At 65.7% G+C, this 26,915-nt stretch carries 23 protein-coding genes and 3 pseudogenes; 20 read left to right on the top strand and 6 right to left on the bottom strand.

Going from position 1 to position 26,915, the window contains the following annotated elements; genetic code table 11:
* The first annotated feature begins 8 nt into the window (after positions 1-8).
* Complete coding sequence (locus AB0B25_RS22430) at positions 9-1,463, top strand: gluconate:H+ symporter (protein WP_357182666.1); 1,455 nt, start codon at positions 9-11, stop codon at positions 1,461-1,463.
* On the opposite strand, the gene AB0B25_RS22425 is transcribed toward AB0B25_RS22430, so the two are convergent.
* Positions 1,456-2,016, bottom strand: coding sequence for a TetR family transcriptional regulator (locus AB0B25_RS22425; RefSeq protein ID WP_357182663.1), 561 nt, complete (start codon positions 2,014-2,016; stop codon positions 1,456-1,458). The two genes, AB0B25_RS22430 and AB0B25_RS22425, sit on opposite strands and share 8 nt — an antisense overlap.
* A 291-nt stretch (positions 2,017-2,307) precedes the next feature.
* Here AB0B25_RS22425 and AB0B25_RS22420 point away from each other — a divergent pair, with 291 nt between their 5' ends.
* The 4 genes and pseudogenes from AB0B25_RS22420 (at position 2,308) to AB0B25_RS22405 (ending at position 4,592) form a co-directional block, all read left to right on the top strand.
* On the top strand, positions 2,308-3,132 hold the full coding sequence (locus AB0B25_RS22420; protein WP_357182661.1) for a class I SAM-dependent methyltransferase: 825 nt from the start codon (positions 2,308-2,310) through the stop codon (positions 3,130-3,132).
* Between the two features lie 221 nt (positions 3,133-3,353).
* Positions 3,354-3,785: a hypothetical protein gene (locus AB0B25_RS22415; RefSeq protein ID WP_357182788.1), complete on the top strand. Its 432-nt coding sequence runs from the start codon at positions 3,354-3,356 to the stop codon at positions 3,783-3,785.
* A pseudogene (locus tag AB0B25_RS22410) lies at positions 3,677-4,165 on the top strand (iron-containing alcohol dehydrogenase); the annotation flags it as partial. The gene AB0B25_RS22415 and the pseudogene AB0B25_RS22410, both read left to right, overlap by 109 nt.
* Positions 4,155-4,592 (top strand): SRPBCC family protein, encoded by a 438-nt coding sequence (locus tag AB0B25_RS22405; RefSeq protein ID WP_357182658.1) that lies wholly within the window; start codon positions 4,155-4,157, stop codon positions 4,590-4,592. The pseudogene AB0B25_RS22410 and the gene AB0B25_RS22405, both read left to right, overlap by 11 nt.
* Before the next feature lie 146 nt (positions 4,593-4,738).
* Here AB0B25_RS22405 and AB0B25_RS22400 read toward each other — a convergent pair whose 3' ends face one another.
* Positions 4,739-5,710 (bottom strand): YafY family protein, encoded by a 972-nt coding sequence (locus AB0B25_RS22400; protein WP_357182656.1) that lies wholly within the window; start codon positions 5,708-5,710, stop codon positions 4,739-4,741.
* Positions 5,711-5,774: 64 nt separating this feature from the next.
* Between AB0B25_RS22400 and AB0B25_RS22395 the strand changes: the two genes are divergently transcribed.
* Complete coding sequence (locus tag AB0B25_RS22395; protein WP_357182653.1) at positions 5,775-6,266, top strand: pyridoxamine 5'-phosphate oxidase family protein; 492 nt, start codon at positions 5,775-5,777, stop codon at positions 6,264-6,266.
* 127 nt (positions 6,267-6,393) lie between these two features.
* Here the strand turns inward: AB0B25_RS22395 and AB0B25_RS22390 are convergent.
* Positions 6,394-6,720, bottom strand: a pseudogene (locus tag AB0B25_RS22390) (DUF6745 domain-containing protein).
* A 185-nt stretch (positions 6,721-6,905) separates the two neighbouring features.
* Here AB0B25_RS22390 and AB0B25_RS22385 point away from each other — a divergent pair.
* The 8 genes from AB0B25_RS22385 (at position 6,906) to AB0B25_RS22350 (ending at position 14,430) form a co-directional block, all read left to right on the top strand.
* The gene (locus tag AB0B25_RS22385; protein ID WP_357182650.1) at positions 6,906-7,250 is read left to right on the top strand and encodes an aldehyde dehydrogenase family protein; all 345 of its coding nucleotides are present in this window, start codon (positions 6,906-6,908) and stop codon (positions 7,248-7,250) included.
* 222 nt (positions 7,251-7,472) lie between these two features.
* The gene (locus tag AB0B25_RS22380) at positions 7,473-8,234 is read left to right on the top strand and encodes an alpha/beta hydrolase (RefSeq protein ID WP_357182648.1); all 762 of its coding nucleotides are present in this window, start codon (positions 7,473-7,475) and stop codon (positions 8,232-8,234) included.
* Positions 8,235-8,430: 196 nt separating this feature from the next.
* Positions 8,431-9,504 carry an N-acetyl-gamma-glutamyl-phosphate reductase gene (gene argC, locus AB0B25_RS22375; RefSeq protein WP_357182646.1) on the top strand — a complete coding sequence of 358 codons (1,074 nt, stop codon included), beginning with the start codon at positions 8,431-8,433 and terminating at the stop codon, positions 9,502-9,504.
* A complete protein-coding gene (gene argJ, locus AB0B25_RS22370) occupies positions 9,501-10,718 on the top strand; it encodes a bifunctional glutamate N-acetyltransferase/amino-acid acetyltransferase ArgJ (protein ID WP_357182644.1) in 1,218 nt (405 codons plus the stop codon). The genes argC and argJ overlap by 4 nt, the downstream gene beginning before the upstream one ends.
* Positions 10,715-11,650: an acetylglutamate kinase gene (gene argB, locus AB0B25_RS22365; protein ID WP_357182642.1), complete on the top strand. Its 936-nt coding sequence runs from the start codon at positions 10,715-10,717 to the stop codon at positions 11,648-11,650. Before argJ ends, argB begins: the two co-directional genes overlap by 4 nt.
* Positions 11,647-12,849, top strand: coding sequence for an acetylornithine transaminase (locus AB0B25_RS22360; RefSeq protein WP_357182639.1), 1,203 nt, complete (start codon positions 11,647-11,649; stop codon positions 12,847-12,849). Before argB ends, AB0B25_RS22360 begins: the two co-directional genes overlap by 4 nt.
* Positions 12,846-13,796: an ornithine carbamoyltransferase gene (gene argF / locus AB0B25_RS22355; RefSeq protein WP_357182636.1), complete on the top strand. Its 951-nt coding sequence runs from the start codon at positions 12,846-12,848 to the stop codon at positions 13,794-13,796. Before AB0B25_RS22360 ends, argF begins: the two co-directional genes overlap by 4 nt.
* A 118-nt stretch (positions 13,797-13,914) precedes the next feature.
* Positions 13,915-14,430, top strand: a complete 516-nt coding sequence (locus tag AB0B25_RS22350) for an arginine repressor (protein ID WP_357182633.1) — start codon at positions 13,915-13,917, stop codon at positions 14,428-14,430.
* 84 nt (positions 14,431-14,514) lie between these two features.
* Here AB0B25_RS22350 and AB0B25_RS22345 read toward each other — a convergent pair whose 3' ends face one another.
* From AB0B25_RS22345 to AB0B25_RS22335, 3 genes and pseudogenes are all read right to left on the bottom strand, one after another.
* Positions 14,515-18,162, bottom strand: a complete 3,648-nt coding sequence (locus tag AB0B25_RS22345) for a DEAD/DEAH box helicase family protein (RefSeq protein ID WP_357182631.1) — start codon at positions 18,160-18,162, stop codon at positions 14,515-14,517.
* Positions 18,163-18,176: 14 nt separating this feature from the next.
* Positions 18,177-19,403 carry a restriction endonuclease subunit S gene (locus AB0B25_RS22340; protein ID WP_357182771.1) on the bottom strand — a complete coding sequence of 409 codons (1,227 nt, stop codon included), beginning with the start codon at positions 19,401-19,403 and terminating at the stop codon, positions 18,177-18,179.
* A pseudogene (locus AB0B25_RS22335) lies at positions 19,403-20,351 on the bottom strand (N-6 DNA methylase); the annotation flags it as partial. The gene AB0B25_RS22340 and the pseudogene AB0B25_RS22335, both read right to left, overlap by 1 nt.
* 118 nt (positions 20,352-20,469) lie before the next feature.
* Here AB0B25_RS22335 and AB0B25_RS22330 point away from each other — a divergent pair.
* The 6 genes from AB0B25_RS22330 (at position 20,470) to argH (ending at position 26,900) form a co-directional block, all read left to right on the top strand.
* Positions 20,470-21,597 carry a hypothetical protein gene (locus AB0B25_RS22330; protein WP_357182629.1) on the top strand — a complete coding sequence of 376 codons (1,128 nt, stop codon included), beginning with the start codon at positions 20,470-20,472 and terminating at the stop codon, positions 21,595-21,597.
* Positions 21,598-21,633: 36 nt separating this feature from the next.
* Complete coding sequence (locus tag AB0B25_RS22325; protein ID WP_357182626.1) at positions 21,634-22,359, top strand: hypothetical protein; 726 nt, start codon at positions 21,634-21,636, stop codon at positions 22,357-22,359.
* Positions 22,356-22,859, top strand: a complete 504-nt coding sequence (locus AB0B25_RS22320; RefSeq protein ID WP_357182623.1) for a hypothetical protein — start codon at positions 22,356-22,358, stop codon at positions 22,857-22,859. The genes AB0B25_RS22325 and AB0B25_RS22320 overlap by 4 nt, the downstream gene beginning before the upstream one ends.
* A gap of 379 nt (positions 22,860-23,238) precedes the next feature.
* Positions 23,239-24,441 (top strand): argininosuccinate synthase, encoded by a 1,203-nt coding sequence (locus tag AB0B25_RS22315; RefSeq protein WP_357182621.1) that lies wholly within the window; start codon positions 23,239-23,241, stop codon positions 24,439-24,441.
* Positions 24,442-24,576: 135 nt separating this feature from the next.
* The gene (locus tag AB0B25_RS22310; protein WP_357182618.1) at positions 24,577-25,482 is read left to right on the top strand and encodes a class I SAM-dependent methyltransferase; all 906 of its coding nucleotides are present in this window, start codon (positions 24,577-24,579) and stop codon (positions 25,480-25,482) included.
* Positions 25,479-26,900, top strand: a complete 1,422-nt coding sequence (argH, locus tag AB0B25_RS22305) for an argininosuccinate lyase (protein WP_357182615.1) — start codon at positions 25,479-25,481, stop codon at positions 26,898-26,900. The genes AB0B25_RS22310 and argH overlap by 4 nt, the downstream gene beginning before the upstream one ends.
* Positions 26,901-26,915: the final 15 nt, after the last annotated feature.

Genomic DNA, 26,915 nt, shown 5'->3' with positions numbered 1-26,915 from the left:
AGGTACCCATGGGCGCCACCGTCGACTGGCTGCGCACCACCACCCCAGGGCTGCTGGTGCTCTGCGGTCTCGCGATTGCGGTCTTGCTGTTCGCGATCATCAAGTTCAAGCTGGAGCCGTTCATCGCGCTGCTGCTGACCGGACTGGGGCTGGCGCTGGCCGCCGGGCTCCCGGTCACCAAGATCGTCGGCACGGCGATCAAACCGGGGGATTCGCTGCTGGAGACCGGATTCGGCGGCATTCTCGGACACATCGCGGTGATCATCGGACTCGGAACCGTGCTCGGCGCGATTCTCGAGCGCTCCGGCGGCGCGGATGTCTTGACCGGCAAGTTGCTGAAGCTGTTCGGTGACAAGGGCGCGCCGGTCGCCATGGGCTTGCTCGGGCTGATCTTCGGCATCCCGGTCTTCTTCGACATCGGTATCTTCGTGCTGGCGCCGCTGATCTACGTGGCCGCCAAACGAGGCGGCCGGTCGCTGGTGCTCTACGCGATGCCGATGCTGGCCGGACTGTCCATGACGCACGCGTTTCTGCCTCCGCATCCCGGGCCGGTAGCACTCGGCGGGCTCCTCGGCGTGAGTCTCGGCTGGTTGATTCTGATGGGATTCGTCTGCGGTATCCCGGGATTCATCGCCGCCGGTCTGGTCTGGGGAACCTATATCGGCAAGCGGGTGCAGGTAGAGGTCCCCGACGAGTTCTTGGTGCGGCCGCAGGACAAGGTCGCCGCGAACGCCGGTGACGGGCCGGGTGCGCTGCAGGCGGCCGGAGCGACGAGAACTGAGTTGCGCCCGCCGTCGGTCTGGTTGATCGGCGCCATCATCGCGATCCCGTTGGTGCTGATCCTCGGCGCGACTTTCGGCACCCAACTGCTGGCCGCCGGCTCCACGCTGCTGTCGGTGCTGACCTTCCTCGGCACGCCCGCCGTCGCGCTGTTGATCGCGGTGCTGGTCGCCTTCTACGTACTCGGTGTGCGGCGGGGATCGACCGTGCAGCAGCTGAGCGCTCTCACCGCGGAGTCGCTGCGGCCGGTCGGCATGCTGCTGCTGGTGGTCGGTGCCGGTGCGTTCTTCGGAAAGATCATCTCCGCCACCGGCATCGGCACCGCGCTCGCCGACACCATGTCGGCGGCCGGGCTGCCGGTGATCGTGCTGGCCTACCTGATCAGCTGTGGACTGCGGATCGCCCAGGGCTCGGCCACGGTCGCCATCGTGACCACCGGCGGAATCGTCGCACCGTTGGTCGCCGAGCAGGGCTACTCGCAGGTGTCGATCGCCCTGATCGCCATGGCGATCGCGGCGGGGTCGATCATCCTCAGCCACGTCAACGACGGCGGTTTCTGGATCATCGCGAAGTACTTCAACCTGACGGTGAAGCAGACGCTGCAGACCTGGTCCGTGCTCGAAACTGTACTGTCGGTGGTGAGTTTCGCGGTGGCCGCGATCCTGTTCGCGATCGTCAGCTGACCACGGTGCCGCGCAGCGCGCGGACCACCTGGTCCAGCGCGCTGCGCGGGTCGAAGTCCGGTGTCGGGTACACCAGCTGGTGCAGGATCACACCGTCGAGGTAATCGACGAGGATCCTGGCCGACGCCCGCTCGGCGCCTACGTTCGACAGCAGCCTGGCCGCCCATTCGGTCAGGCGGGGGTGCCCGCTCCGCATGTTTTCCTGCAGCGCGGGCATTGTCTGCGCTTCCAAGGAAAGGGCGTATCGCGCCAGTGTCCTGGTGCGATCGGCCTGCACCGCGCGCACGACGAAGTTCGCCATGGCGTCGACGAGTTCGTCGATCGTGCGCGGTGTCGGCGTGCGGTTCAGCGTCTCCCAGTCCGCGTTCTCGCGTTTCTCCAGCCGCTCGGTGATGCCGCACAACAACGCCTCACGGGTGCGGAAGTAGTTGGAGGCCGACCCGAGGGGCATGGCCGCCGCTTGGTCGACCGCGCGGTGGGTGAGCGCGCGGGTGCCGCGCGATCCGAGCAGGTCGATCGCCGCATCCAAGAGGAGTTCTCGCTGGGAGACCACCTGGCCATACTACATCGGTAGTGTCAGCCCTGAGTGCGGTAGTGATTACCTGCGTTCGCAATGTCGTTCGACTCACGCCGACTCGCCCTACCGATGAACGCCATGGATGTGAGCTCATTGCCGCGAGTATCGCTCGTCGATGACAAGCTGCAGGCGCTCGCGGCCGGTCGGGAGTCGATTCGCGAGGCGTTGTGATGCTGGGCAGGTGCGCCGAAAAGCAAAGTGCCAAGGCAAATCCGTGACGGCGAGATCTGCGGTCGGCTGGTGCGCGGCGAGGTAGCCTCGGATGCCATGAGCGATGGCGAAAAAGTTCACGTCGACCTCATCGGCGCACCGCAGACCATGTTGGCGACGTTGTATGCCAAGGCGTTGGATGCCGACTTCCCGAATCCGATCTTGGGCGACCGGTACGCGAAAGAGATCGTCGAGCACATCGACTACGACTGGAAGAAGACGGCCATCACGCCACGTGTCGCTCCGTCGGTGACAACCCGTTGCGCGCATTTCGACAACTGGGTCCGTCAGTTCCTGGCTCGGCATCCCGAGGCGGTCGTACTGCATCTGGGCGCTGGGCTGGACAGCAGATTCTTTCGGCTGAATCCCGGTCCGGGAGTGGAGTGGTACGACGTCGACTATCCCGACGTCGCTACGCTGCGGGAACGGCTGTATCCGCCACGCGAGCACTACCACGTCGTCTCCGCATCGGTGACCGAACCCGAATGGCTGGCCGACATTCCGGATGACCGCCCGGCCCTGATGGTCGGTGAAGGCCTGACCATGTACCTCACCGCCGCGGATGGCATCGCGCTGCTGCGCCGCGTGGTCGAGCACTTCGCAACCGGTGAACTGCAGTTCGACGCGTTCAACTCGCTGGGCATCGAATCGCAGTGGCTCAACGCGGTGGTGCGCCGATCCGGATCCAGGCTGCACTGGGCGATCAACAGGCCCGACGAGATCTTGGCGGCGGTGCCTGGCGTGCGGTTGGTGAACCGGGTGTCGCCGTTCGATTCCGATACCTTCGCACAGGTGCCCGGCGTCTACCGGGTGATGGGCAAGGTGATGTCGTTGGTGCCGGCACTTCGCTACATGGCGCAGTACCACCGGTACGCGTTCTGACCACGGCGCTCGGCGATCGGTCTCGAGGCGCACGCCGAGTACGCAGCATTCCTCAGTCGCTACCGCTGACGAGGCCACTCGCTCACGGTGGTGCCGTTGCTGCGCGGAATTGCCGATAACAGGGCACAAAGACCACAGTCAACGCCGCCGAGCGGGGGTACTGTCGCGAACAGACGCCTCGGAGACCGAGGACACCGGAATCTCCAGTGCGAGGAGATATCATGACCGATACCCGGATCGGCACCGCCTCTCAAGCCGTGAATCGCAGCGCTGACGCCGACACCGCCGCGCCGGTCGAGACCGACATCTCCCGGTACCACGAGGTGGACGCTATGGTCGCCACGGCTACCGCCGCGGCGAAGACATTACGCGAGCTCGACCAGCAGCAGGTCGACGCGATCGTGGCGGCGATGGTGTGCGCCGGGATCCGGTCGGCCGCCGAACTGGCGCGGGTCGCCATCGAGGAGACCGGTTTCGGCGTCTTCGAGGACAAGGTCGTGAAGAACTACATCGCCACCGAGTTCCTCTACGACTACCTGCGCGACACGCCGCCACATTGGCCGGCCTGGCGTTCTCGAACGCCTTCGTCGGCACCAACCACGCTCTGGCGCACGCCGTCGGCGCGCGATTCGGCATCGCCCACGGCCGCGTGAACGGCGTCTTCCTGCCGCACACGTTGCGCTACAACGCCAGCCTGCCGACCAAGTTCATGCCCGCCCCCGGCTACTCGGCTTACGTCGCGCCCGAGAAGTACGCCCAGCTCGGCCGGATCGTCTTCGGCGGACACGTACCCGAGGAGAGCCGCCGTCGGCTGTTCCAGGGCGTGCGAGACCTGCTCGAGCGGCGTGCGGTGCCGCGCACACTCCGCGAGATCGGCGTCCCCGAGGACGAATTCGTCGCGGCGCTCCCGGAACTGGCGATCACCGCCTTCCAGGACCTGAGCAACCGGACCAATCCGCGGATGCCGCTGATCAGCGAGATCACCACCCTGCTCCGGCTCGGCTACTACGGGGACGGCGACCATGCCCACTGACAGCGCCACCAAGACCGTGCGCGTACACGCCCCGGCGGCGCGGGTTCTCGCGACGATCCGCGACGTGAAAAGCCAGCCGGAGTGGATTCCCGAGATCCTCGAAGCCGACGTGCTCGAGGCGGACCAGCAGACCGGTCTGCCCCTGACCGCCCGGTTCAAGGCGTCCGCGACGGTCGGCACCGACACCTACACCCTCGCCTACCGCCACCGCGACGACGGCATGAGCTGGTCGATGGTGCGAGGACGCCTACAGACCGGTCAGGAAGGCCGCTACCAGCTCGACGAAGCCGGCCCGGACACCACCTCGGTCACCTACCAGTTGACCATCCACCACAACCTGCCGCTGCCCGGCTTCCTTCGCAACCGAGTCATCAAAGGGCTGGTGGACGGCACGCTGACCGGCTTGCGGACGCGAGTCGAACGCTGACTCCGTTGGCGCCGCGCACTCGGAGGGCCGTCCCAACCCGCGCCACAGCATCTGGCGGGGACGACGCCGCCGAGACGGATACGGATCGCCCGGTGACCCGCGGGGGCGGCATAGGCCTCGCCGAGCAGCGACGTGCAGGGCATGGCTCAGGCGCGGGAGTACCGCGCGTGCATGGCGGCGGCTGTCGCCGCGAGCCGCTCGCGCAGTTCCGGCGGTTCGAGGACCTCGATGAATTCGCCGAGCGGAAGGATGCCATGCGCGAGCACCTCGTAGGACTCCGAAGGCAGGACCACCTGCACCCACCCTTCGACATCGGGCGTTCCCGCGGAGGCCAGCGCCTCGGCGACCGCAGCCGGCTCGTTCGTCAGTCGCAGTAGCGGTAGGTGCGTGGCGGCGATCCGGCATCGAGCGCGGACGCGCAGCATCGAGTGCGCGAAGTCGTCGGTAGTGCGGGACCAATGCGCCTGCAGATCGAATTCCGCAGGGCGGACAAAGGTCTCGCCCGTCGGTTCGGCGGCGAGGATTCGGCTTACCCGGTAGGAGCGGAGCGTTGGTCCATCCCGCGCTACGAGATACCAGGTGCCCGCTTTCAACACCAGGCCGAGCGGGTCGAGGTGGCGTTCGACCACCTTGTCCTTGCGGCCGTAGCGTACGTGCAGCCTTCGGTCGTGCCAGAGCGCGTCGGCGACCGCGGCGAGTGTCGGCGTCTCGTCCGGTCGGTGGAACCAGCCCGGTGCGTCGAGGTGCACTCGCTCGGCGATGCGCGTCGCCCGACCGCGCAGTTCCGGCGGTAATGCGGCGAGCACCTTGAGCTGCGCGGCGGCCGATACGGTGCCGAGACCGAGATCCGCTGCGGCGCTGGGCAATCCGGCCAGCAATACCGCATCGGCTTCCTCGATGGTGAGGCCGGTGAGCCGAGTCCGGTAGCCATCCACCAGTTGTACGCCACCCGCGCGACCCGGCTCGCTGTACACCGGCACGCCCGCGGCGGATAGCGCCTCGACGTCCCGGTAGACGGTGCGTACTGAGACTTCGAGCAGCTCGGCCAGCTCGGCCGCAGTGCAGCGGCCCCGGGTCTGTAGCACCAGCAGCAGCTGCACCAGTCGACTCGCACGCATGAACGCGAGACTAGCCGGAAAACTTGACAGGAGATGTCAGGAATTCACCGTACCGTCGTTCGACATGACTACTTGGAGCCGATTCGTCGAGGAAGCGCCCCGCATCGCCGAGATCTTCACCCGCAGGCATCAGGCCGCGGGCAATCTGTGCATGCTCGGAACCCTCCGTTCCGACGGATTTCCGCGCATCAGTCCGGTCGAGCCGAGAATATTCGAGGAGATGCTTGTCATCGTGGGCATGCCGGGAACCACCAAGTTCCGCGATCTGGCCCGTGATCCGCGGTTCTGTCTGCACACCGCCACCGTTGACACCACGGTATCCGACGGCGATGCCAAACTCTTCGGCACTGTGGTCGACCTCCCGGCCCGAGACGTGCACGCCCGCTTCGCCCAGAACCTGTTCGACGACAGCGGCCTCGACATCCGGGGTCAGGAATTCGACCACTTCTACATCGCCGACCTCACCGGTGCCTCGACGGTGGAGGTCGTCGACGACCACCTCGACATCACCATCTGGAAATTGGGCGAAGGGGAGCGGGTGGTGCGCAAACACTGAGGCGGACGGAGCGGGACGCCGGTCGGCCGTCCGTCCGGATACGTGCTGTCGGCGACCTCGCGATTGGCGCCGGACCAGTGGGTGGGCGACGCTGATACCGGCCATGGCCAACCACTCGGAGACTTGCTCACGTCTGCTGGACTGGCTGGTATTCCTCGGCGCTCAGTCCGAACGTCCAGGCGACTCCCTCCCGGGCCGTACAGTAGTGGGCGGCACCCACAGGTAGTATCAGTTTTCGGTGCCGTCCGGCTCGAGCATGGAATCGACTACCACAACGTGGACCAAGTCCTCTTCGTCGTCCAGCACGCTGCGCTCGCGCATCAGTGCCCCTGTCTCGTCGCGCTCAAACTGGGTGGAACCCCTGATCCGCTGGATAGCGGTCGCGGCCGTAGTGCTCAACCAGCACCTCGCGCAACTCGGTGTTCTCCTCCGCCAGGATGCGCTCGAACGACACCGACCACAGATCTGGTAGCCAGTGAAACCTCCTGCCATGCACCCTGTTCGGTCATCCATCTACTCATTTCTCGACCGGTAGAGGTCGGATCGCCCGGCATTGTATCAACGGCGAGTGGGTGGACTCGGCGGAGCACCGGGAGACCTTTGACCCGGCGACGGGTGAGGTGATGGGCACTTACGCCGATGCCGGCCGTGGTGAGGCCGAGCGAGCGATCCAGGCGGCCTTCCGCGACACCACGTCGGCCAACGACAGCAGGACTCAGGTGCGCAACTCCATGGGACATCGCGGAGTGCTTCGAGCGGCATGAGCCGGAGTTCGCCGAGCTGAACACGCTGGAGAACGACAAGACGTTCGGCGAGGCATCCTTCGAGGTCGGTTTCGCAAAGGACAACTTCACTACCGCCGCCGCTCTGGCGCAGACCACTTACGGCCGTGTCATGGAGGCTGAACCGGGCAAGCGCACGATGGTGGTGCGCGAGCCCCCCGGTGTCGCCGCGATCATCAACGAACATTCCGACCCTCCGTGAACCGCGCGGTCGGTGGCAGCCGGTCGGGTCGGTGGGCAGGAAAATAGGGTGGACGGGATTCGTTTCAGGTTGATAGCGTGCGCGAGACCGTGACGTCACGCGAGGAGGTGAGACCCATGAACGTAGCAACCATGTGGGTGCTCCCACTCGTGTGCACGGTCGGGCGATAGACGTAGGTGTCGCCGGGAGCACCTGAACCAGGCAATCCCGAAGGGCAACACCATGCATTTCACCTCTGAGACATCGTTGAACGGTGTCATCGAACGTTCTTTCATTCTGGATGAGATCACCGGCGTGCTCTGGTCGCCCACATCCGGAACCGTTGGCGCACCGCTGCTGCTGTCGGGCCACTCCGGTGGTATGCACAAGAAGGCGCCGGGGCTGGTAGCCGGTGCACTCCACAGCGTGACCACCTATGGGTTCACCGTCGCCGCCATCGACGCGCCCGGACATGGTGACCGGCCACGAAATCTTCAGGATCAAGGCTGGGCCGAGGCGATCCATCGGGCCCGGGCGGCGGGCGAGCCGATCGCCCCGATCGCCATCGACTACAACATGTCGCTGGCGGAGCGTGCGGTACCGGAATGGCAGGCGACCCTGGACGCCCTGCAGGCGCTGCCCGAGATCGGCGTCGAAGCGCCGATCGGCTACGGCGGTATGACGTTGGGTGTCATGACCGGGCTGATGTTGACGGCGGTCGAATCCCGGATCGCTGCCGTGAGCTTCGGTGCGGTCTTCGCGTGGGACGCTCTGATCGAGGCGGCAAAAAAGATCACCGTTCCGGTCGAGTACCGGATTCCGTGGGACGACGAGGAATTCGATCGCACATCCGGGGTCGCGTTGTTCGACGCCTTCGCCTCGAAGCAGAAGACATTGCACGCCCACTCGGGCAGGTACTACCCGGTACCCGACCATGAGCGCGACAGTTCGGCACGGTTCTTCGCCCGCCACCTCGGCCGGGCCGCCGACGCGGCGTCGGATTGACGTGAACAGGTATCCGCGTCCGGCCCGCGCCGGACGCCGATACCGTCATTGCCGCGCTCCTGCCGGCCTGGATCAGACAGCGAGTCGCGTACCCGCACGGTTTGGGTCATCGTGCGCCGGGTATGGCCGGCTCCGTGGACCACCCGGACGAACCCCGGACTGTGAATGAGATTGCATAGTCGTGCATAATCATCACATGGTTGATTCCTCGGATGTCCCTCACCCGGCCGGACCCGATGTGCGGGTCGCGGTAGCTGGTGCGAGCGGATACGCGGGCGGTGAAGTGCTGCGTCTGCTGTTGGGGCATCCGGCCTACCGAACCGGGCGCCTCGTCATCGGGGCGCTGACCGCCGGGTCGAACTCGGGAGCCACGTTGGGGGAGTTGCAGCCGCATCTCCTGCCGCTGGCCGACCGAGTGCTCGCGCCGACGACAGCCACGGAATTGGCCGGACACGACGTGGTCTTCCTCGCCCTCCCGCATGGCCGGTCGGCCGCCATCGCACAGGAGTTGTCCGACTCGACGGTGATCATCGACTGCGGTGCCGACTTCCGCCTCACCGACCCGAAGGCGTGGGAGAAGTACTACGGCAGCCCGCATGCGGGCAGCTGGCCCTACGGCTTGCCCGAACTGCCCGGCGGCCGGGAGAAGCTGCGCGGCGCGCACCGGATCGCGGTTCCCGGGTGCTACCCGACGGTGGCCAGCCTCGCACTGGCGCCCGCGGTGGCGGCGGGCATCGTGGAGCCGGCGGTGCATGTGGTCGCGGTGAGCGGCACGTCCGGTGCCGGCCGCAAGCTCGATGTGGCGTTGCTCGGTTCCGAGGTGATGGGTTCGGTGCGGGCCTACGGCATCGCGGGCGCGCACCGGCATACCCCGGAGATCGCGCAGAACCTGGCCGCGGCGGGCGGCACGGATGTCGCCGTGTCGTTCACGCCGGTGCTCGCGCCGATGCCGCGCGGCATCTTGGCCACCTGCACCGCGCCTACCCGGGTCGACGCCGCGCAGGCACGCGCTGTCTACGAAAAGGCATACGCCGACGAGCCTTTTGTGCACCTGCTGCCGGAAGGCGTACTGCCGCAGACCGGTTCGGTGCTCGGTTCCAACGCCGTCACGCTGCAGGTCGCGGTGGACGCCGACGCGGACATGCTTGTCGTGATCGGCGCGATCGACAACTTGACCAAAGGCACCGCGGGCGCCGCGGTGCAATCGATGAATCTGGCCGTCGGTTTCGATGAGACCGCAGGACTTTCCACCGTAGGAGTGGCACCGTGACGACAACCGAGACCGCGAGCGGCAAGCTGGTGCGCAACCAGGGCGTCACGGCGCCGCTCGGCTTCCGCGCGGCGGGCATCGCCGCCGGCATCAAGAAAAGCGGCAAACCCGATCTGGCGCTGGTGTTCAACGAAGGCCCCGAGTACGCGGCCGCCGGAGTATTCACCAGAAACAAGGTGAAGGCCGCTCCGGTGCTGTGGTCGCAGCAGGTGCTGACCGGCAAGCGGCTGCGCGCGGTGCTGTTGAACTCCGGCGGCGCCAATGCCTGCACCGGTCCGGCCGGATTCCAGGACACGCACCGGACCGCCGAGGAACTCGCCACCGCGCTGAGCAATTGGGGCACCGAGACCGGCGCGGGCGAGATCGCCGTCTGCTCGACCGGACTGATCGGCGATCGGCTGCCGATGGACAAGTTGATCCCCGCGGTCACCGAGATCGTGCACGAGATGGGCGGCGGTCTTTCCGGCGGCTCGGACGCCGCGTACGCCATCATGACCACCGACACTGTGCCGAAGGAAGCGGCCTACCATCATCAAGACAAATGGAATGTCGGCGGCATGGCGAAGGGCGCGGGCATGCTGGCCCCGTCGCTGGCGACCATGCTGGTGGTGCTCACCACCGACGCCGCCGTCTCCGCCGAGCAGCTCGACCAGGCGCTGCGCAACGCCACCGCCCGCACCTTCGACCGGCTCGACGTGGACGGATCCTGCTCCACCAACGACACCGTGTTGCTGCTGGCCAACGGGGCCAGCGAGGTCACCCCGAGCCAAGCCGAACTCGACGCCGCCGTGCTCGCGGTCTGTGACGATCTTGCCGCCCAGCTGATGGCCGACGCCGAGGGCGTCACCAAGCGGGTGCGGGTCACCGTCGCGGGTGCGGTCAGCGAGGACGAGGCGGTCATCGCCGCACGCACGGTCGCGCGCGACAGCCTGGTCAAGACGGCACTGTTCGGCTCCGACCCGAACTGGGGGCGCGTACTCGCGGCCGTCGGCATGGCGCCGGTCACGCTCGACCCGAACCGGATCTCGGTGTCGTTCAACGGAAACCCGGTGTGCGTAGACAGTGTCGGTGCGCCGGGCGCCCGGGAGGTCGATCTGTCCGGCGAAGACATCGCGGTGCTCATCGACCTGAACGTCGGTACGGCCAGCGCGACCATCCGCACCACGGACCTCTCGCACGACTACGTCGAAGAGAACTCGGCCTACAGCTCATGACCAGTCAGGTATTGCCCACGCTCTCGGCACTGGACAAGGCGCACGTCCTGGCTGGCGCTCTGCCGTGGCTACAGAAGTTCCGGGACAAGATCGTCGTGGTGAAGTATGGCGGGAACGCCATGATCGACGAGGAACTCAAGCGGGCCTTCGCCGCCGACATGGCTTTTCTGCGCACGGTCGGCGTGCATCCCGTGGTAGTGCACGGCGGCGGACCGCAGATCAGTGCGATGCTGAAAAAACTGGGCATGCACGGGGAATTCCGTGGCGGTTTTCGGGTGACCACACCCGAGGTGATGGACGTGGTGCGGATGGTCTTGTTCGGGCAGGTCGGCCGCGAGCTGGTCGGCCTGATCAACGCGCACGGCCCGTACGCGGTCGGCATCTCCGGTGAGGATGCCGGACTGTTCACCGCGACGCGCCGCACAGTCGACGTGGACGGCGAGCCGACCGATGTCGGCTTGGTCGGCGACGTCACGGATGTGAACCCGGATGCGGTGCTCGATTTGATCGGCGCCGGCCGCATCCCGGTGGTGTCCACCATCGCGCCGGACGTCGACGGTGTGGTGCACAACATCAATGCCGACACCGCCGCCGCTGCGCTCGCCGCCGGCATCGGCGCCGAGAAGTTGGTCGTGCTCACCGACGTCGAGGGCCTCTACACGAACTGGCCGGACCGCTCGTCGCTCACCTCGCGCATCGACACCGCAGAACTGGCCGAGTTGCTCCCCAGCCTGGATACCGGCATGGTGCCCAAGATGGAAGCCTGCCTGCGCGCCGTACGAGCAGGGGTGCCGACCGCGCATGTGATCGATGGTCGTGTCCCGCACGCGGTGTTGCTGGAACTGTTCACCGGAGAAGGAATCGGCACGATGGTGACGCCCGCCCCGCTCGCCCCGAACGGGTCGGGCTCACTCGACGGAACGAGACAATGAGCACAGCTGAACTGCAGAAGCGGTGGTCCGCCGCGCTGATGAACAACTACGGCACCCCGAAGGTCGCGCTGGTGCGCGGCGCGGGCGCGGTGGTCTACGACGCGGACGGCAAGCGCTACGTCGATTTCCTCGGCGGCATCGCGGTCAACAGCCTCGGCCACGCGCACCCGGCGATCCTGGCGGCGGTCACCCAGCAGCTCGGCACGCTCGGGCATGTCTCGAATCTGTACGCCAGCGAGCCGGTGGTCGAGCTGGCCGAGCGGCTGCTCGCGCACTTCGGCGATGGCGAGGGACGGGCGTTCTTCTGCAACTCGGGCACCGAGGCCGTCGAGGCGGCGTTCAAGATCGCCCGCTTGACCGGGCGGCACAAGATCATCGCGTGCGACGAGGCATTCCACGGCCGCACCATGGGGGCGCTGGCCCTCACCGGGCAACCGGCCAAGCGGGCGCCGTTCGAGCCGATGCCACCGGGTGTGGTGCATGTGCCCTACGGCGACGCGGCCGCATTGGAAGCCGTGGTCGACACGGACACCGCCGCGGTCTTCCTCGAGCCGATCATGGGTGAGAGCGGCGTGGTGGTTCCGCCGATCGACTATCTGGCCAAGGCACGCGAGATCACTGCCCGCAACGGGGCGTTGCTGGTGCTCGATGAGGTACAGACCGGTATCGGCCGGACCGGGAAGTTCTACGCGCACCAAGCCGTCGGCATCGTGCCGGACGTGATCACCCTGGCCAAGGGCCTCGGCGGCGGCCTGCCGATCGGCGCGGTGCTGGCCAACGGCCGTGCGGCCGAACTGCTCACGCCTGGCCTGCACGGCACCACCTTCGGCGGCAACCCGGTGTGCGCGGCGGCCGCGCTCGCGGTGCTGCGCACGATCGATGACACCGATTTGCTCTCGCATGTGGAATCGGTCGGCAAGCGACTCAGCGACGGCATCGAACTGCTGGAGCATCCGCTGATCGACCAGGTGCGCGGCGCGGGCCTACTGCTGGGCATCGTGCTCACCGACAACCTCTCGGCCCAGGTCGAGGCCCGGGCGCGGGCGGCGGGCTACCTGGTGAATCCCGCCAAGCCGGACGTGATCCGGCTCGCTCCGCCGCTAGTGCTCACCGAGACGCAAGCCGACAATTTCGTCGCGGATCTGCCGGAAATCTTGGACGGCGCGCTCGCGGACTCGAAAGGAACTGCGCCGCAATGACCACCGATCCCATCCGGCATTTCCTACGCGACGACGACCTCAGCCCGGTCGAACAGGCCGATGTCCTCGCGCTCGCGGCCGAACTCAAGAAGGCGCCGCTGTCTCGGCGCCCGCTGGCGGGGCCGCGCGGCGTCGGCGTGATCTTCGAGAAGAACTCCACCCGCACCAGGTTCTCCTTCGAGATGGGTATCGCCCAACTCGGCGGGCACGCGGTGGTCGTCGACGGCCGCGACACCCAGCTGGGCAGGGAGGAGACGCTCGGCGACACCGGACGGGTGCTTTCCCGGTACGTCGACGCGATCGTCTGGCGCACCTTCGAGCAGACCAGACTGGACGAAATGGCGTCCTCCGCAACGGTTCCGGTGGTCAACGCGCTGTCCAACGAGTTCCATCCGTGCCAGGTGCTCGCTGATCTGCAGACGCTCGCCGAGCACAAGGGCGACCTGATCGGCCGCAATCTGACTTACTTCGGTGACGGCGCGAACAACATGGCGCACTCGCTGCTGCTCGGCGGCGTGACCGCGGGTCTGAATGTGACCATAGCCGCGCCCCCCGGCTTCGAACCGTTGCCGTGGATCGTGGAGGCGGCGCGGAAGCGGGCCGCCGAAACCGGCGCCACCATTACGCTCACCGATGATCCGATCACCGCCGCGGAAGGCGCAGACGCGCTGGTGACCGACACCTGGACCTCGATGGGGCAGGAGGGCGACGGTCTGGACCGGGTCGGGCCGTTCCGTCCGTTCCAGCTCAATGCCGACCTGCTGGCGCGAGCGCAGTCGGATGCTGTTGTGCTGCACTGTCTCCCCGCGCACCGCGGCGAGGAGATCACCGACGAGGTGCTCGACGGCCCGCACAGTCTGGTGTGGGACGAGGCGGAGAATCGACTGCACGCGCAGAAGGCGCTGCTGGTCTGGCTGTTGGAGCGACGATACGGGGGTACGACGTGAGTGGAAGTGGCGAGCGAACCGAACCAGGTCGGGGTGACGTGCGCGCGCATCGGCGAGTGAGCCCCGCGAGCAGCACGCAGTCACGCGCGCTGCGACCGTGCCCCGGCGAGGCGCAGTCGTGACCATCTCGCAGTCGGAGTCGGGCAAGGCCGGTCCCGCGATCGCGCGTACCCGGGCCGGACGGCAGTCGCGCATCGTCGAACTGTTGTCGGCGCACATGGTGCGCAGCCAAACCGAGCTGGCCACGCTGCTGGCCGCCGAGGGGATAGAGACCACCCAGGCGACGTTGTCGCGGGATCTGGACGAGCTGGGCGCGGTGAAACTGCGCGCCGCCGACGGCGGCGCGGGCGTCTACGTCGTTCCCGAGGACGGCAGCCCGGTCCGTGGCGTGACCGGCGGCACCGACCGGCTGTCGAAGCTGCTCAGCGACCTGCTGGTCTCCACCGATGCCAGCGGCAACATCGCCGTCCTCCGTACTCCGCCGGGCGCCGCCCACTTCCTTGCCAGCGCCCTCGACCGCGCCGCACTGCCGGATATCGTCGGCACCATCGCGGGTGACGACACCATCGCCGTGATCGCGCGTGAGCCGCTGACCGGCGCCGAACTGGCCGCGAGGATTGAACAACTGGCTTGAGTCGTCGGGGCCCGGTGCGGTGACCATCGCGGTGAAGGTCCCGGTGGCGATGCCCTTGGACGTGAGGTGCTGAACGCGATCCGGTCAGCCTCGGCGGGCGTCATCGTCAGCGTGCGGCCGTAGCGGATCACCGACGCCGACCAGTACCTGAAGGTATTCGACGAGTGCGCGAGCCAGGACCCTGATTTGTGATTGGGTCGAGGCCGCCAAAGTTCCATGGCGTGCGCACCGTCGGCACGGCTTCACCGGCGACGGCATCGAGGAAACTCGCCTGATCCGCTTTATCCGTGTGCCGCGAGCGGGGAGCGCAGTAGTGCGAATGTTCTTGACAACCGCCACGATCCGGTCCACGTCCTCTTCGGAGAAGATGTCCTCCGGCCCGGTCGGCGCAACCGACTTGAACGGCGGCTCGTAGAGTGCGTCCACCTCGATCACCCCGTTTTTCCTGATGTAGTCGGTGAGCAAGTTCAGGAAGTGAAGTTGGCTGGCGGTGAGGGGGCGGCCGGTGTGGAATTCGTCGAAGGCGGCGGTGGCCGCGGTAGCGTCGAGGCCGGTGAGCGAACGTAGGAACAGGCCGAGTCCGCCGTGTGTGGCGGCGGCGTGCTCGATGTCCTCGGTGGTGCCGAATCCGTTGTCGAGGAAAATTTTCTCGAGTTCGCCGAGGTCGGCCGAGGTGATCTGCTTGTTGCGCAGCAGTTTCTGCACGGCGAGCACGTCCTCGTGGCTGCGCAGGTAGGTGCGGACCTTAGATTCGAAGCGCGCCATGCCCTTACCGCCGCCGGGTAGCACGGCTAACGCGATGTCGCTGACTTCGCCGAGCTCGTCCCGGAAATCGGTGTAGAGCGGGTTTTGGGCGTCTTTGGGGGGAATAGCCTTGACCAATCCCCGCAGCCGCCGGCGCAGCGTTTCCAGCATGGGGAGGGTGACATCCTCCCACCATGTGTCACCGGCCACGTCTTCGAGGAAAGCGTGTCGCTGCCGGATGGCGGTGATGGTGTTCAGACCAGGATCCAGCAGGGCGTTCGCGGTCTCCTGGACTTTCTCCCGCAGTCCGTCGTAGCTCGTGTCGTCGGTGAGGTGCGCCAACTGAAGCCGCAGCGCGAGCAGGTCGAACCGCTTTGCCGCCGGACCGGGGTCGTCGTCGGTGAACTGGGTGGGCAGCCCAGCGAGCTTGCCTACCTCCACCCGGACCTCTGGGGTGACGATGTCCCAGCTGTCTCGCTCGGCGAACTTCTCGACGTGCCGCAGTTCCTTGCGCACCTCCACGTTCTGGGTGTTCATACTCGCCACTTCCACCCGCAGACGTTCGGCGAGCTGCCACCGCACGTCCGGGAGGCTCGCCGGTTCGCCCTCCGGGACGTCGGCGGGCCGGCCACCCGGCGGCTGGAGCCGGTCGATGTCGCGCAGCAGGTCGGCGCGGGCCTCGAACACCTTTTCGCTCATCGACGCCTGCGTGCGTCCTTCGGCGGTGGGCAGGTCCTGGTTGAAGTATTCGACGTTCTGGCACAGGTCGAACACCACGAACCGTTCCTTGTCCTGGTTCGGCGCGTACAGGTCCGGGCACAGCCGCGTGCCGCGTCCGATCATCTGCCAGTACTTGGTGGTGGTGCGCACGGCCTTCGCGAACACGAGGTTCGCGACGGCGGGTATGTCGATGCCGGTGTCGAGCATGTCGACCGATACCGCGATATGCGGAGCCTTGCCCGGGTTCTCGAACTTGTCGATGAGGCTTTGGGCGTGGCTCACGCTGTGGGTGATCATCTCGATGAAGTCGCCCGGCAGGTCGGGATAGAGCACGCGGAATCGTTGCACGATCAGGTCCGCATGCCGGTTGTTGCGGGCGAAGATAATCGTCTTGCCAATCCGTTCCCCGTCGGCGACCCGGTCGCCCTGTTCCATGAGCACGAGCAGCGTCTGGTCGATGGTGTCGTGATTGAACAGGAACTGGTTCAGCGCATGCGCGTCGACCGATTCGGGAATGTCCTCGTCATCGCGCCATTCGAGATCTTCCCAGTAGGCTTTCTCCTCGTCGGACAGCTCGGAGTAGCGGATGCCGGAGTGTAGGAATTTCAACGGCACCGATTTCGCCACCGGCGGGACCAGATAGCCTTCGGCTACCGCCTGTTCCAGGTCGTAGACGTCGGTCGGCACCCCTTCTTCGAGATGGAACAACCGGTAGGTGTTGCGATCGATCTCGTTCTTCGGCGTCGCGGTCAATCCCACCAGCAGCGAATCGAAGTGCTCGAAGATCGCGCCGTACTTCTGATATACCGATCGGTGCGCCTCGTCGATGACCACGAGATCGAAGTACCCCGGCCCGAAGGGGCGCTGTTTGGTGTCGTCGATCTCGTTGATGAGGTTCAGCATCGTCGGATACGTGGACACGTAGACCCGGGCGTTGCCGTCCTTCTCGGTCAGCAGGTTCACCGTCGGCACGCTCGGCAGATGGGTCTTGAACGCGTTCGTCGCCTGCGACACCAGCGCCTGCCGGTCGGCCAGGAACAGCACCCGTTTCGCCCAGCCGGCCCGGATCAGCTGATCGACGAGCGCGATCACGGTGCGGGTCTTGCCCGTTCCGGTCGCCATCACCAGCAAGGCTTGCCGTTGTTTGTCCTTCTCGAACGCCTCCCCGATGCGCCGGATCGCCCGATGCTGGTAGTGCCGGTTCACGATCACATCATCGATCGGCTCCGTGGCCAGAACCTTGCGCCCCGCCCGTCGCCGAATGATTGTGCGCAATTGGTCTTTGGTGTAGAAACCCTGGACCGGGCGGAGCGGGTAGAAGGCGTCGTCCCATATCTGGGTGTCGTAGCCGTTGGTGTAGAAGATGATCGGCCGCTGCCCGTGCCGCTGTTCCAGCGCGTCGGCATACAGTGAGGCCTGATACTTGCCCGATTCCACACTCTTGGACGTGCGCTTGGCCTCTACCACGGCGAGCGGCTTGCCGTTGTCGTCCCACAGCACGTAATCGACCTTGCCTTTGCCGCTGTCGGTCGGCATCCCGGCGACAGGGTATTCGCGGTCGTCGGGCCCGTTCAGCGCCCACCCCGCCTCTTGCAGTAGCAGGTCGATCAGCTGGGCGCGGGTCTGCGCTTCGGAGTAGTCGTGCCGGTCCGGAACCGCGGCATTGGCCGCCTTCGCCGCCTTAACTTCGGTCCGCAACCGCTTGACCTCGTCGTCGAGCTCCTTGCGATGCCGGCGCTCCGTCGCCAGCTCCGCCTGCTGCGCCGCGAACTCGGCCGCCATCTGCTGGACCTCGGCGTACTTCTTTCGCCGCACGTCCGCAGGAACAGGCCGGGGGATCAGCGTGGTGTCGAACCGCTGCCCGTCGAACGGCTTCGCCTCCTCGGCGCGCGGATACGTGCGCCCCAGCCAATACAGCACATGGAACAACTCATCGACCGCGCTCATCGCGTCCTGCGCGGGCACCTCGCCCATGCGGTGGACGGCGATATTCCCGCGCCGCCGCACCACATCCATCTTCGTGACGATCACCGACCCCGCCACCTGCACCAGCGTCGGTTCTTTGATCTTGGCGCTCAGATCATCCCGATATGGCATCCGCAGCGCCCCATCGGCCTTGAACAGCCAGTTGACCGCTAGCTCCAGAGCCCGCCGCGCGAAGAAGCACGACACCCGCGGATCACCGACCGCGCTCCGCTCCGCCCGCACCGCCTCCGCGTGCAATTCCGGCCACTCCGCTTGCAGGAAGTCGAAGTTGCTCTCGGTCACGAAAGTCCCTCCCCTTACAGATCTTTCACGTCATCTTGCCAGAGTTCGCCGCGGAAGGCGCGGGACTGGATGGAGTCGAAGAGAGCGTCGAGGCTGCGAAGGTGGGCTACGGCCACTTCGCGCGCCTCTGCTTGTTTTTTGATCCGTTGCTCGAACTCGCGCTGTGACTCGATCGGCGGCAAACCAATTTTGAGCGCTGAAAGGTGGCTCGGGCCGAAATTTTTCTGCGCAGAACCGGTAACGAGCTTTGTGATCTGGGATCGGAATTCCGGGGAGGAAATCCATGCATGTAGATACTCTAGCGTAGCTTTATTTGATTTGGTTTTGAATCGGATGGTGCTGGTGTTCATAAGGAGCGGTAGATCGCTTTGCGATACGAATGCTCCACGGGTTCGAAGTAGTTTATCCGAATCGAAAGAGATGCCTGAGCTTGCAATTACTAGATCTCCTGAATCTACCAGGAAATGCTTGTATCGCCCATGTGCTTCTTCCGTCGAAACGTGTCGGTCGGTGGAAGCTAGGTTAAGCTTGCCTTCTCGCTCTATGTTCCTGACGTTTAGGATCTTGACGCCAGAATCGGTGAATTGCCACTTTCGAATGCCGGGTCCTTCTTGGAACCAGTATGCGTCGGCAAGTGGGATTATATTTCTTTCAGAAGGTTGGGTTGAAGAGTCGCTGAACATGTGGAGGAAGAGCGACTGGGCGAGGTCATCGAGGAGGGCGATCGACTTCCGCCGCTTTTCCCGTAGTGCATCCACTTTATCCAGCACCTCCGCAATCCGCCGCTGTTCAGCGATCACAGGCTGAGGTACCGAGAGATTGGCAAGGAAGTTGGCGGGTACGCGTCGTTGCCCGGCGCTGCCGGTCATGCGTCGTTCGCCTTCTATGCGGATGTACTTTTGGCGCAAGAAGTGAAGCAGGTAGCGGGAGTTCAGTTCGTGGGGGTCTGGCCGGATGACATGAAACTCCGTCGAGCCTGATCCATTATGATGTCTTATCTTCGCCTGAGCGATCTTACCGTTCTCAAAGCAAGGAGTGATCTTGGCGACTAAAATGTCACCATCAAGAAATTGGGTGTATCCAGTTGATACTTTTTTGAACTCGCATGTGACTCCAGTGGAAGTGGTACCTCCTGCGTCGATATCGGCCGTTCCGAGAAATGAAACAAGCTGCTCATCGTCGAGTCTCTCCGGTGGTCGTGGGTTTATCGCAGAGACCTCCCCGAGCTTCACCGACTGCATCACGCCAGCATCTCCCTAAGATCCGACATGCCCTGCTGTATCTTCGCCTCGATCGACTCCAGTTCATCTATGATTTTCCAGCGGCGGCCGATGCTCCAATTCCTCGTGGACGATCTCCTTGTACCGATTGAGGCTGAGATCGTAATCCTGGGCCGCGATGTCCGCCTTCGGCACACAGTAGCTCTGTTCAGTGCGCGCTCGGTCGCGTTCGCTGGCGCTGCGTCGAAACCAGCGGGCGAGCACGTCGGGAAGGTTGTTCTTGGTGTGCTCGTCGGTGGTGAGAGTCGCGTTGACGCCAAGCTTTTCGTCTGCAAGCAGGGAATTGCGCTTGTCATCGAGGCTGAATCCATCAGCGTTGACATCGTAGAACCACACATGGTCGGTCGCGTCGTCCTTGGTGAAGAACAGGATCGCCGTCGATACACCGGCGTACGGCCTGAACACGCCGGAAGGCAACTTTACCACGGCGTCGAGGCCGTGTTCTTCGACGAGAAGTTTGCGCAAGTCCTTGTGCGCCTTGGTCGATCCGAACAGGACGCCGTCAGGGACGATCACCGCCGCTCGGCCACCGGTCTTGAGCAGGCGCAGAAACAACGCAAGGAACAGTAGTTCGGTTTTCTTCGTCTTCACCACCTGAAGCAGGTCTTTGGCGGTGGTCTCGTAATCAAGGCTGCCAGCGAAGGGTGGATTGGCCAGGATCATCGTGTACCTGCCCGCTTCGCCGGCCACCGACTCGGCGAGCGAGTCGCGGTAGCGGATGTCGGGGTGCTCGATCTGGTGCATGAGCATGTTCATGCTCGCGATGCGCAGCATGGTGGAGTCGAAATCGAAACCGTGGAACATGCTGCGGTGGAAGTGATCTTGCTGTGTGGACTCAAGCAGAGCTTCGCGGTGGGTGTGTCGGATGTATTCGGCCGCGCCGACGAGGAAGCCCGCAGTGCCGCACGAGGTACGGGGAACGCGAGAGGCGCTGTGGCAGTGCATGGTCCGAGGCTGTGTTAAAGTCCGATGGCGCACCGGGACAGCTCCATGGATGGCGCTGGCGTAGGTTGATTTGGGGGATGGCATGGTTGATTTCGCCGTCGACGTGTCCAAGCTTGCAGGCTTCAAGCTGGATCTGCAGGACCTCGGTGTCGCCGCCTCCTCGAATGCCACCCGGCTGCTCCCAATGGTGTCACTACCAGCCGGGACGACCGGGCAGCTGGCCACTCTGACACCGTCGGTTCAAAGACTGCAAAGCACACTGTCCCGTGTACATCAGAGCGACATGAGCGCCGTCGGCGCGCTCGGCACGAAGCTGGGTACTGCGGAGAACCGATACCAGACTTCCGACGAGCAGCACGCTGACGCTATCTCCAAGGCAGCGACCACCGCCCTCAGCGGGCAGGACCTGCCCGCGACAAGGTCGCCGCAGGGCGTCTCGCGATTCAGCGGATTGCAGCTCCCGATCCTGCAGGACGTGAAGGAAGCCCAGTACACGGTCCGCCAAGTGGTCATCGCGAGCATCGAGATCTTGACCCCATACGACGAGCCCCTGAGCCAGGCGATCGGCATCAAACCTGTTGCCGACTACCTTTCCCCACTCGTGGCGGATTGGGAGGCGCTGCAATCGGTGGGTAAACGCATCGGCCTGCTCGGGCTCAACGACTACGTCACCTCGGAGAACCTTTCCAGCAGCACCAGGTGGTTGCAGAACAGCTGGTCCGGTGACGCTTCGACCGCGTTCGCAACCGCCACGACCGCTCTCGGGGGACCTATCGCCGGGCGCAGCAGCGACCTCGACGCGGTAGCCAAGATCGTTGAAAATGGCGGGCTGCTGCTCGAACGCCTTGTGTATAACCAGGCGATGGATCTGGCCGACACCATCACCAAGTCCATGAACTTCCTCGATTTCACCCTGCCCCTGGGCGTATGGGCACAGCTGATCGACAGTCCGATGCAGGATTCCATGAAGTTCCAGGTCTGCTCTGCCGTCGATGCGCTGAAGGCGTCGGCCGCAACCCGGCAGGACAAGATATCGAACATGATTGAGCGGATCTCCGGCGCCTTGAACTACGAACCGGGCCGAACCGCCCCTTCGTACAATCCGAGCGAATTCGAGCTGCCTGACAAAGTGACCGTGGACCTGGGCGCCAGCCGGTACGGATACGGCGACAACGTCTGGTGGGAACACACCATCGATTTGGCTAACTGACCCGACCGCTTTCAGCAACGACGAACGAATAGAACCATGGCATCGATTCCTGGACCACTTCCCGCACCGCCGGCCGACCCTGGGCAGGGCGCGTGGGGTTCACAGCCCATCTACAGCCGCGCCGATGATGTCGCTTTCGCCAAGGTGGCCGCCGCGGCATCCGTGGCCGCAGATGCCGCGGGCTGGACCCACGCCTCCGCTCACCTCAACCACTACCTCGAAAACAGTGGCAAGCTGCTGACCATCAACGCGGAGACAGTACTGCGGGATGTGTCCGCGGCCGACACCAAAGCGAACTCGATAGCTGAGACGGAGATCCGGCGGATCACTAACGAAGCGTCAGCCGCCCAGGACTATGACAACCCAGCGCAATTCCAGTCGCAGTGGAGTGGGTTCTACATCACCCGGGCGCTGAGCGACGACTGGTTCTTTGCGATGGGCGGTATCCATCTGTCGGTCACCGGTGTGGTGACAGTGCACAATCCGGCCGAGGGTGCCGAGTTGAGCATCACTGCCGAGTACAAGGTGCATGTGCACGACCGCTATAACTGGGACGGTGACAAGAGCACCGAGATCGCCGGTGTCACGGTCTCGGACAAGCGTATGGGAGCGCTGCATACGGCTGGCCTGGCGCGGGAGTACGACATCGAAGGATGTAGCGGAGTCCGGCGGTACGAGGGGACGGTACCGTCTATCGGGCCGATGAACCTGCCAGGGGCGACCGGCGGCCGGGACGGTGAGAGGAGTGATCCCACCCGATGAAGCACCCGATGCCGGGAATCCGGCAGGTGAAGCTGGCCTGTGTCGTCGCCGGCCTACTGGCCGTGACGGTCTGCATGACCGGCTGCAGTAGCGAAAGGGATGACGGCGACCACCGGTCGGAGCCTACCCAGGCCATGAAGGACAGCGACACCATCAGGGAGGCTTCCGAATTCGGCGGAATCGTCATTCCGGAGACTGCCTCCGTGCTCGGCGCCCGAACGGAGCACGGTCGCGACACGCTATACCGGCTGGCCATATCCACGGATACGCAGGGTCTTCCCCTGCTGCTGGCCGCATCGAAATTCTCCGCGCCGCTGAACAAGGTTTTCCGCGTGGCCGAGACCACCATTGCGGGTCCGCCTCTGGAGACATCGCCGTCGATCCTGCAGGCCGAGGACGTCTACCGGCACCCCGACGGAAAGTCGGTCAACCGGATCGTCATCGTGGACGAGCGGGACCCGTCGAGCCGCTTCGTCCATATACAGCTGTTCGACACATAGTCCACGTGCTCAGCCAGGGCGACAGGATCCGCAACCCGGCGCTTTTCGCCACCACCAACATCTGGACTGCGGACGACGCGAAACACGTGCGGAACCGCACCGAAGCGTGTGCGGGAAAATCCCGGCACGTTGGACCAGAGATTCGCCACAAGGTTGTTCCGGCGTGGTCGTGACGGACGTGGATACCGACATAGAGCGCGACGGTTGACGGCTGTGCGAGGGTGTACGCGCAGTTGTCGTCCCAGCGTGGCGGCGACATCCACCCCATTGTGCATGGGCTTGCATCATCGTGCATAATCATTTGCAGACGGTGCGGGCCGCTTTGCCGGGCGGCCGGTCCGTACTACGCAGACACGCACCGAAACGAGGAGCACAAGACATGTCCGAGCGCGTCGTACTCGCCTACTCTGGTGGGCTGGACACCTCCGTCGCGATCAGTTGGATCGGCAAGGAGACGGGCGCCGAGGTGGTCGCCGTGGCCATCGACCTCGGCCAGGGCGGCGAGGACATGAACGTGGTGCGCCAGCGCGCGTTGGACTGCGGCGCCGTCGAGGCGATCGTGGTCGACGCCCGCGACGAGTTCGCCGACGAGTACTGTCTGCCCACCATCCAGGCCAACGCCCTGTACCAGGGCCAGTACCCGCTGGTGTCGGCAATCAGTCGTCCGCTGATCGTCAAGCATCTGGTCGAGGCCGCCAAGTTCCACGGGGCCGGCACCGTCGCGCACGGCTGCACCGGCAAGGGCAACGACCAGGTTCGCTTCGAGGTCGGCATCGGCGCCCTCGCGCCCGACCTGACCGTGATCGCTCCGGTCCGCGACTACGCGTGGACCAGGGAGAAGGCCATCGCCTTCGCCGAAGAGAACACGCTGCCGATCAACGTGACCAAGAAGTCGCCGTTCTCCATCGACCAGAACGTCTGGGGCCGCGCCGTCGAGACCGGCTTCCTCGAGGACCTGTGGAACGCTCCGACCAAGGACGTCTACGACTACACCTCCGATCCGACCGTCAACTTCGAGGCGCCCGACGAACTCATCGTCACCTTCGACAAGGGTGTCCCGGTGGCCATCGACGGGCGCCAGGTCAGCGTGCTCGAGGCCATCGTCGAGTTGAACCACCGCGCGGGTCGCCAGGGTGTCGGCCGCCTCGACATGGTCGAGGACCGGCTGGTCGGCATCAAGAGCCGCGAGATCTACGAGGCGCCCGGCGCGCTCGCGCTGATCACCGCGCACCAGGCGCTGGAGAACGTCACCCTCGAGCGCGAGCTGGGCCGCTACAAGCGGCAACTCGAGCAGCGCTGGGGTGAGCTGGCCTACGACGGCCTGTGGTTCTCCCCACTCAAGCGCGCCCTGGACGCCTTCATCGGCGACACCCAGCAGCACGTGTCCGGCGACATCCGGATGGTTCTGCACGGCGGCTCCGCCGTGGTCAACGGCCGCCGATCCGAGCAGTCGCTCTACGACTTCAACCTGGCCACCTACGACGAGGGCGACACCTTCGACCAGTCGCTCGCCAAGGGCTTCGTACAGATCCACGGCCTGTCGTCCAAGGTCGCCGCACGTCGCGACCTGAACCAGAAGTAGTCGCCGAGCCGGCCGGCACGCCGCTCTCGCTCCGAGTGCGAGCGGCTCGCCGGCCGGATATCCGCTCGCGTCACCGCCATGGTCGGCCACGGTCGTAGTCTCGGAACAGGCAGGTCGGCCAGAAGGGAGAGCGAGATGCGGACCGATGACGACAGTTGGGACATCGTGACCGGTGTCGGCGCTACCGCGCTCGGTGTGGCGGCCATGCGCGCCGCCGAGAGCCGGCGCCCGGACGCGCTGTTTCACGATCCGTACGCCGAACAGTTGGTCTCGGCGGTCGGTCTGCCCGGCTGGCGGAAACTGGTCAGCGGTGACGTCAGCGGACTCGACGCCGAGATCGCGCGGGTTTACGGTCCGCTCGGCGGCTTTCTGGTCGCCAGGACCTGCTACTTCGACGACTATTTCGACACGGCATCCGCCGCGGGCGTGCGGCAGATCGTCATCCTGGCGGCTGGACTGGACGCGCGGGCCTATCGGCTGGACTGGCCGGACAGCGCGACGCTGTTCGAGCTGGATCAGCCGAAAGTGCTCGAATTCAAAGCGTCCGCGCTCGCGCGGGCCTGTCCCGCGGTGGACCGGCGCGAGGTGGCGGTGGATCTGCGACAAGACTGGCCGACCGCGTTGCGGGAGAAAGGCTTCGACCCGCAGGCTCCGACGGCATGGCTGGCCGAAGGCCTGCTGCGCTACCTCCCGTCGGACGCACAGGACCGGTTGTTCGAGAACGTCGTCGCACTGAGCGCACCGGGCAGTCGATTCGCGGCCAACCACACGAGTGACACACCGAACCCGGATCGGTTGCGCGCGGGTCGTTCTCGCATGATGGCCACGTTGGGAATCGATGTCGACCTGACCGACCTGTGGTACCCGGCCGAGGGCCGTAGCGATCCGGTCGACTGGTTCGCCGCGCAGGGCTGGACCACCGACCGCACCGGCCCGATGGCCGTCCTCGCCGACCGCGGCCGCGCGGTGCCCGAGGACATCACCGACGAAATGATGAGCCAGACACTGATGACCGCGATTCGAGGAGACAGCACACGATGACGCAGAGCGGCAGCACGAACCAGGGTGCGCTCTGGGGCGGGCGATTCGCCTCCGGACCTGCCGATGCCATGGCCGCGCTGAGCAAGTCGACCCACTTCGACTGGGTGCTTGCGCCCTACGACATCCGCGCGTCGAAGGCGCACGCACGGGTGTTGCACAAGGCAGGTCTACTGTCCGACAGCGATCTGGCGGGAATGCTGGCGGGGCTGGAGCGTCTGTCGGCCGACGTCGATTCCGGCGCGTTCGGCCCGGCCGACTCCGATGAGGATGTGCACGGCGCGCTGGAGCGCGGCCTGATCGAGCGGGTGGGCGCCGAACTCGGTGGTCGGCTGCGGGCCGGCCGCTCCCGCAACGACCAGGTGGCCACCTTGTTCCGAATGTGGTTGCGTGACGGTGTGCGCCGGGTCGCGGCGGGCGTGCTCGCGGTGGTCGACGCGCTGGTCGCGCAGGCCGGCGCGCATCCGGACGCGGTGATGCCCGGCAAGACCCATCTCCAAGCGGCCCAGCCGGTGCTGCTGTCGCACCATCTGCTCGCCCACGCCCATCCCTTGCTGCGCGACCTCGACCGGTTGCGCGACTTCGACAGGCGGGCGGCGATCTCGCCCTACGGTTCCGGCGCGCTCGCGGGCTCATCGCTCGGACTCGATCCGGAGGCGATCGCCGCGGAACTGGATTTCGACGCGGCCGCCGCCAACTCGATCGACGCCACCTCCGCGCGGGACTTCGCCGCCGAGGCCGCCTTCGTGCTGGCCATGATCGGCGTGGACCTGAGCCGGATGGCCGAAGAGGTGATCATCTGGAGCACACCGGAGTTCGGCTACCTCACGCTCGCCGACGCGTGGTCCACCGGCTCCTCGATCATGCCGCAGAAGAAGAACCCGGACGTCTCCGAGCTCACCCGAGCCAAGGCGGGCCGGCTGATCGGAAACCTCACCGGCCTGCTGGCAACCCTCAAGGCGCAGCCGCTGGCCTACAACCGTGACCTGCAGGAGGACAAGGAGCCGCTGTTCGACTCGGTCGCACAACTCGAGCTGCTGCTCCCGGCTATCGCTGGTCTGGTCTCGACGCTGACCTTCCATACCGACCGGATGGCCGAACTCGCGCCCGCCGGTTTCACGCTGGCCACCGATATCGCCGAGTGGCTTGTCCGCCAGGGCATTCCGTTCCGCGTCGCGCACGAGGCGGCGGGCGCGTGCGTGCGCGCCGCCGAATCGCGCGGCGTCGGCCTCGATGAGCTCACCGACGAGGAGTTCGCCGCCATCGACCCGGCGTTGACCGGGAAGGTCCGTGAGGTGCTCACCGTGCAGGGCTCGATCGCCTCCCGCAACGCCTGGGGTGGAACCGCGGGCGTGCAGGTCGCGGCGCAGCTCGCGCAGGTACGCACGGCGGTGGAGACAGCCCGAGCCTGGCTGGGCTGACCAGCGGGTGGTGCG

The organism is Nocardia sp. NPDC049190 (assembly GCF_040648115.1).
GTDB lineage: Bacteria > Actinomycetota > Actinomycetes > Mycobacteriales > Mycobacteriaceae > Nocardia.
Note: the sequence above shows the minus strand (reverse complement) of the source record. Positions and strands in the feature narration are given on the sequence as shown.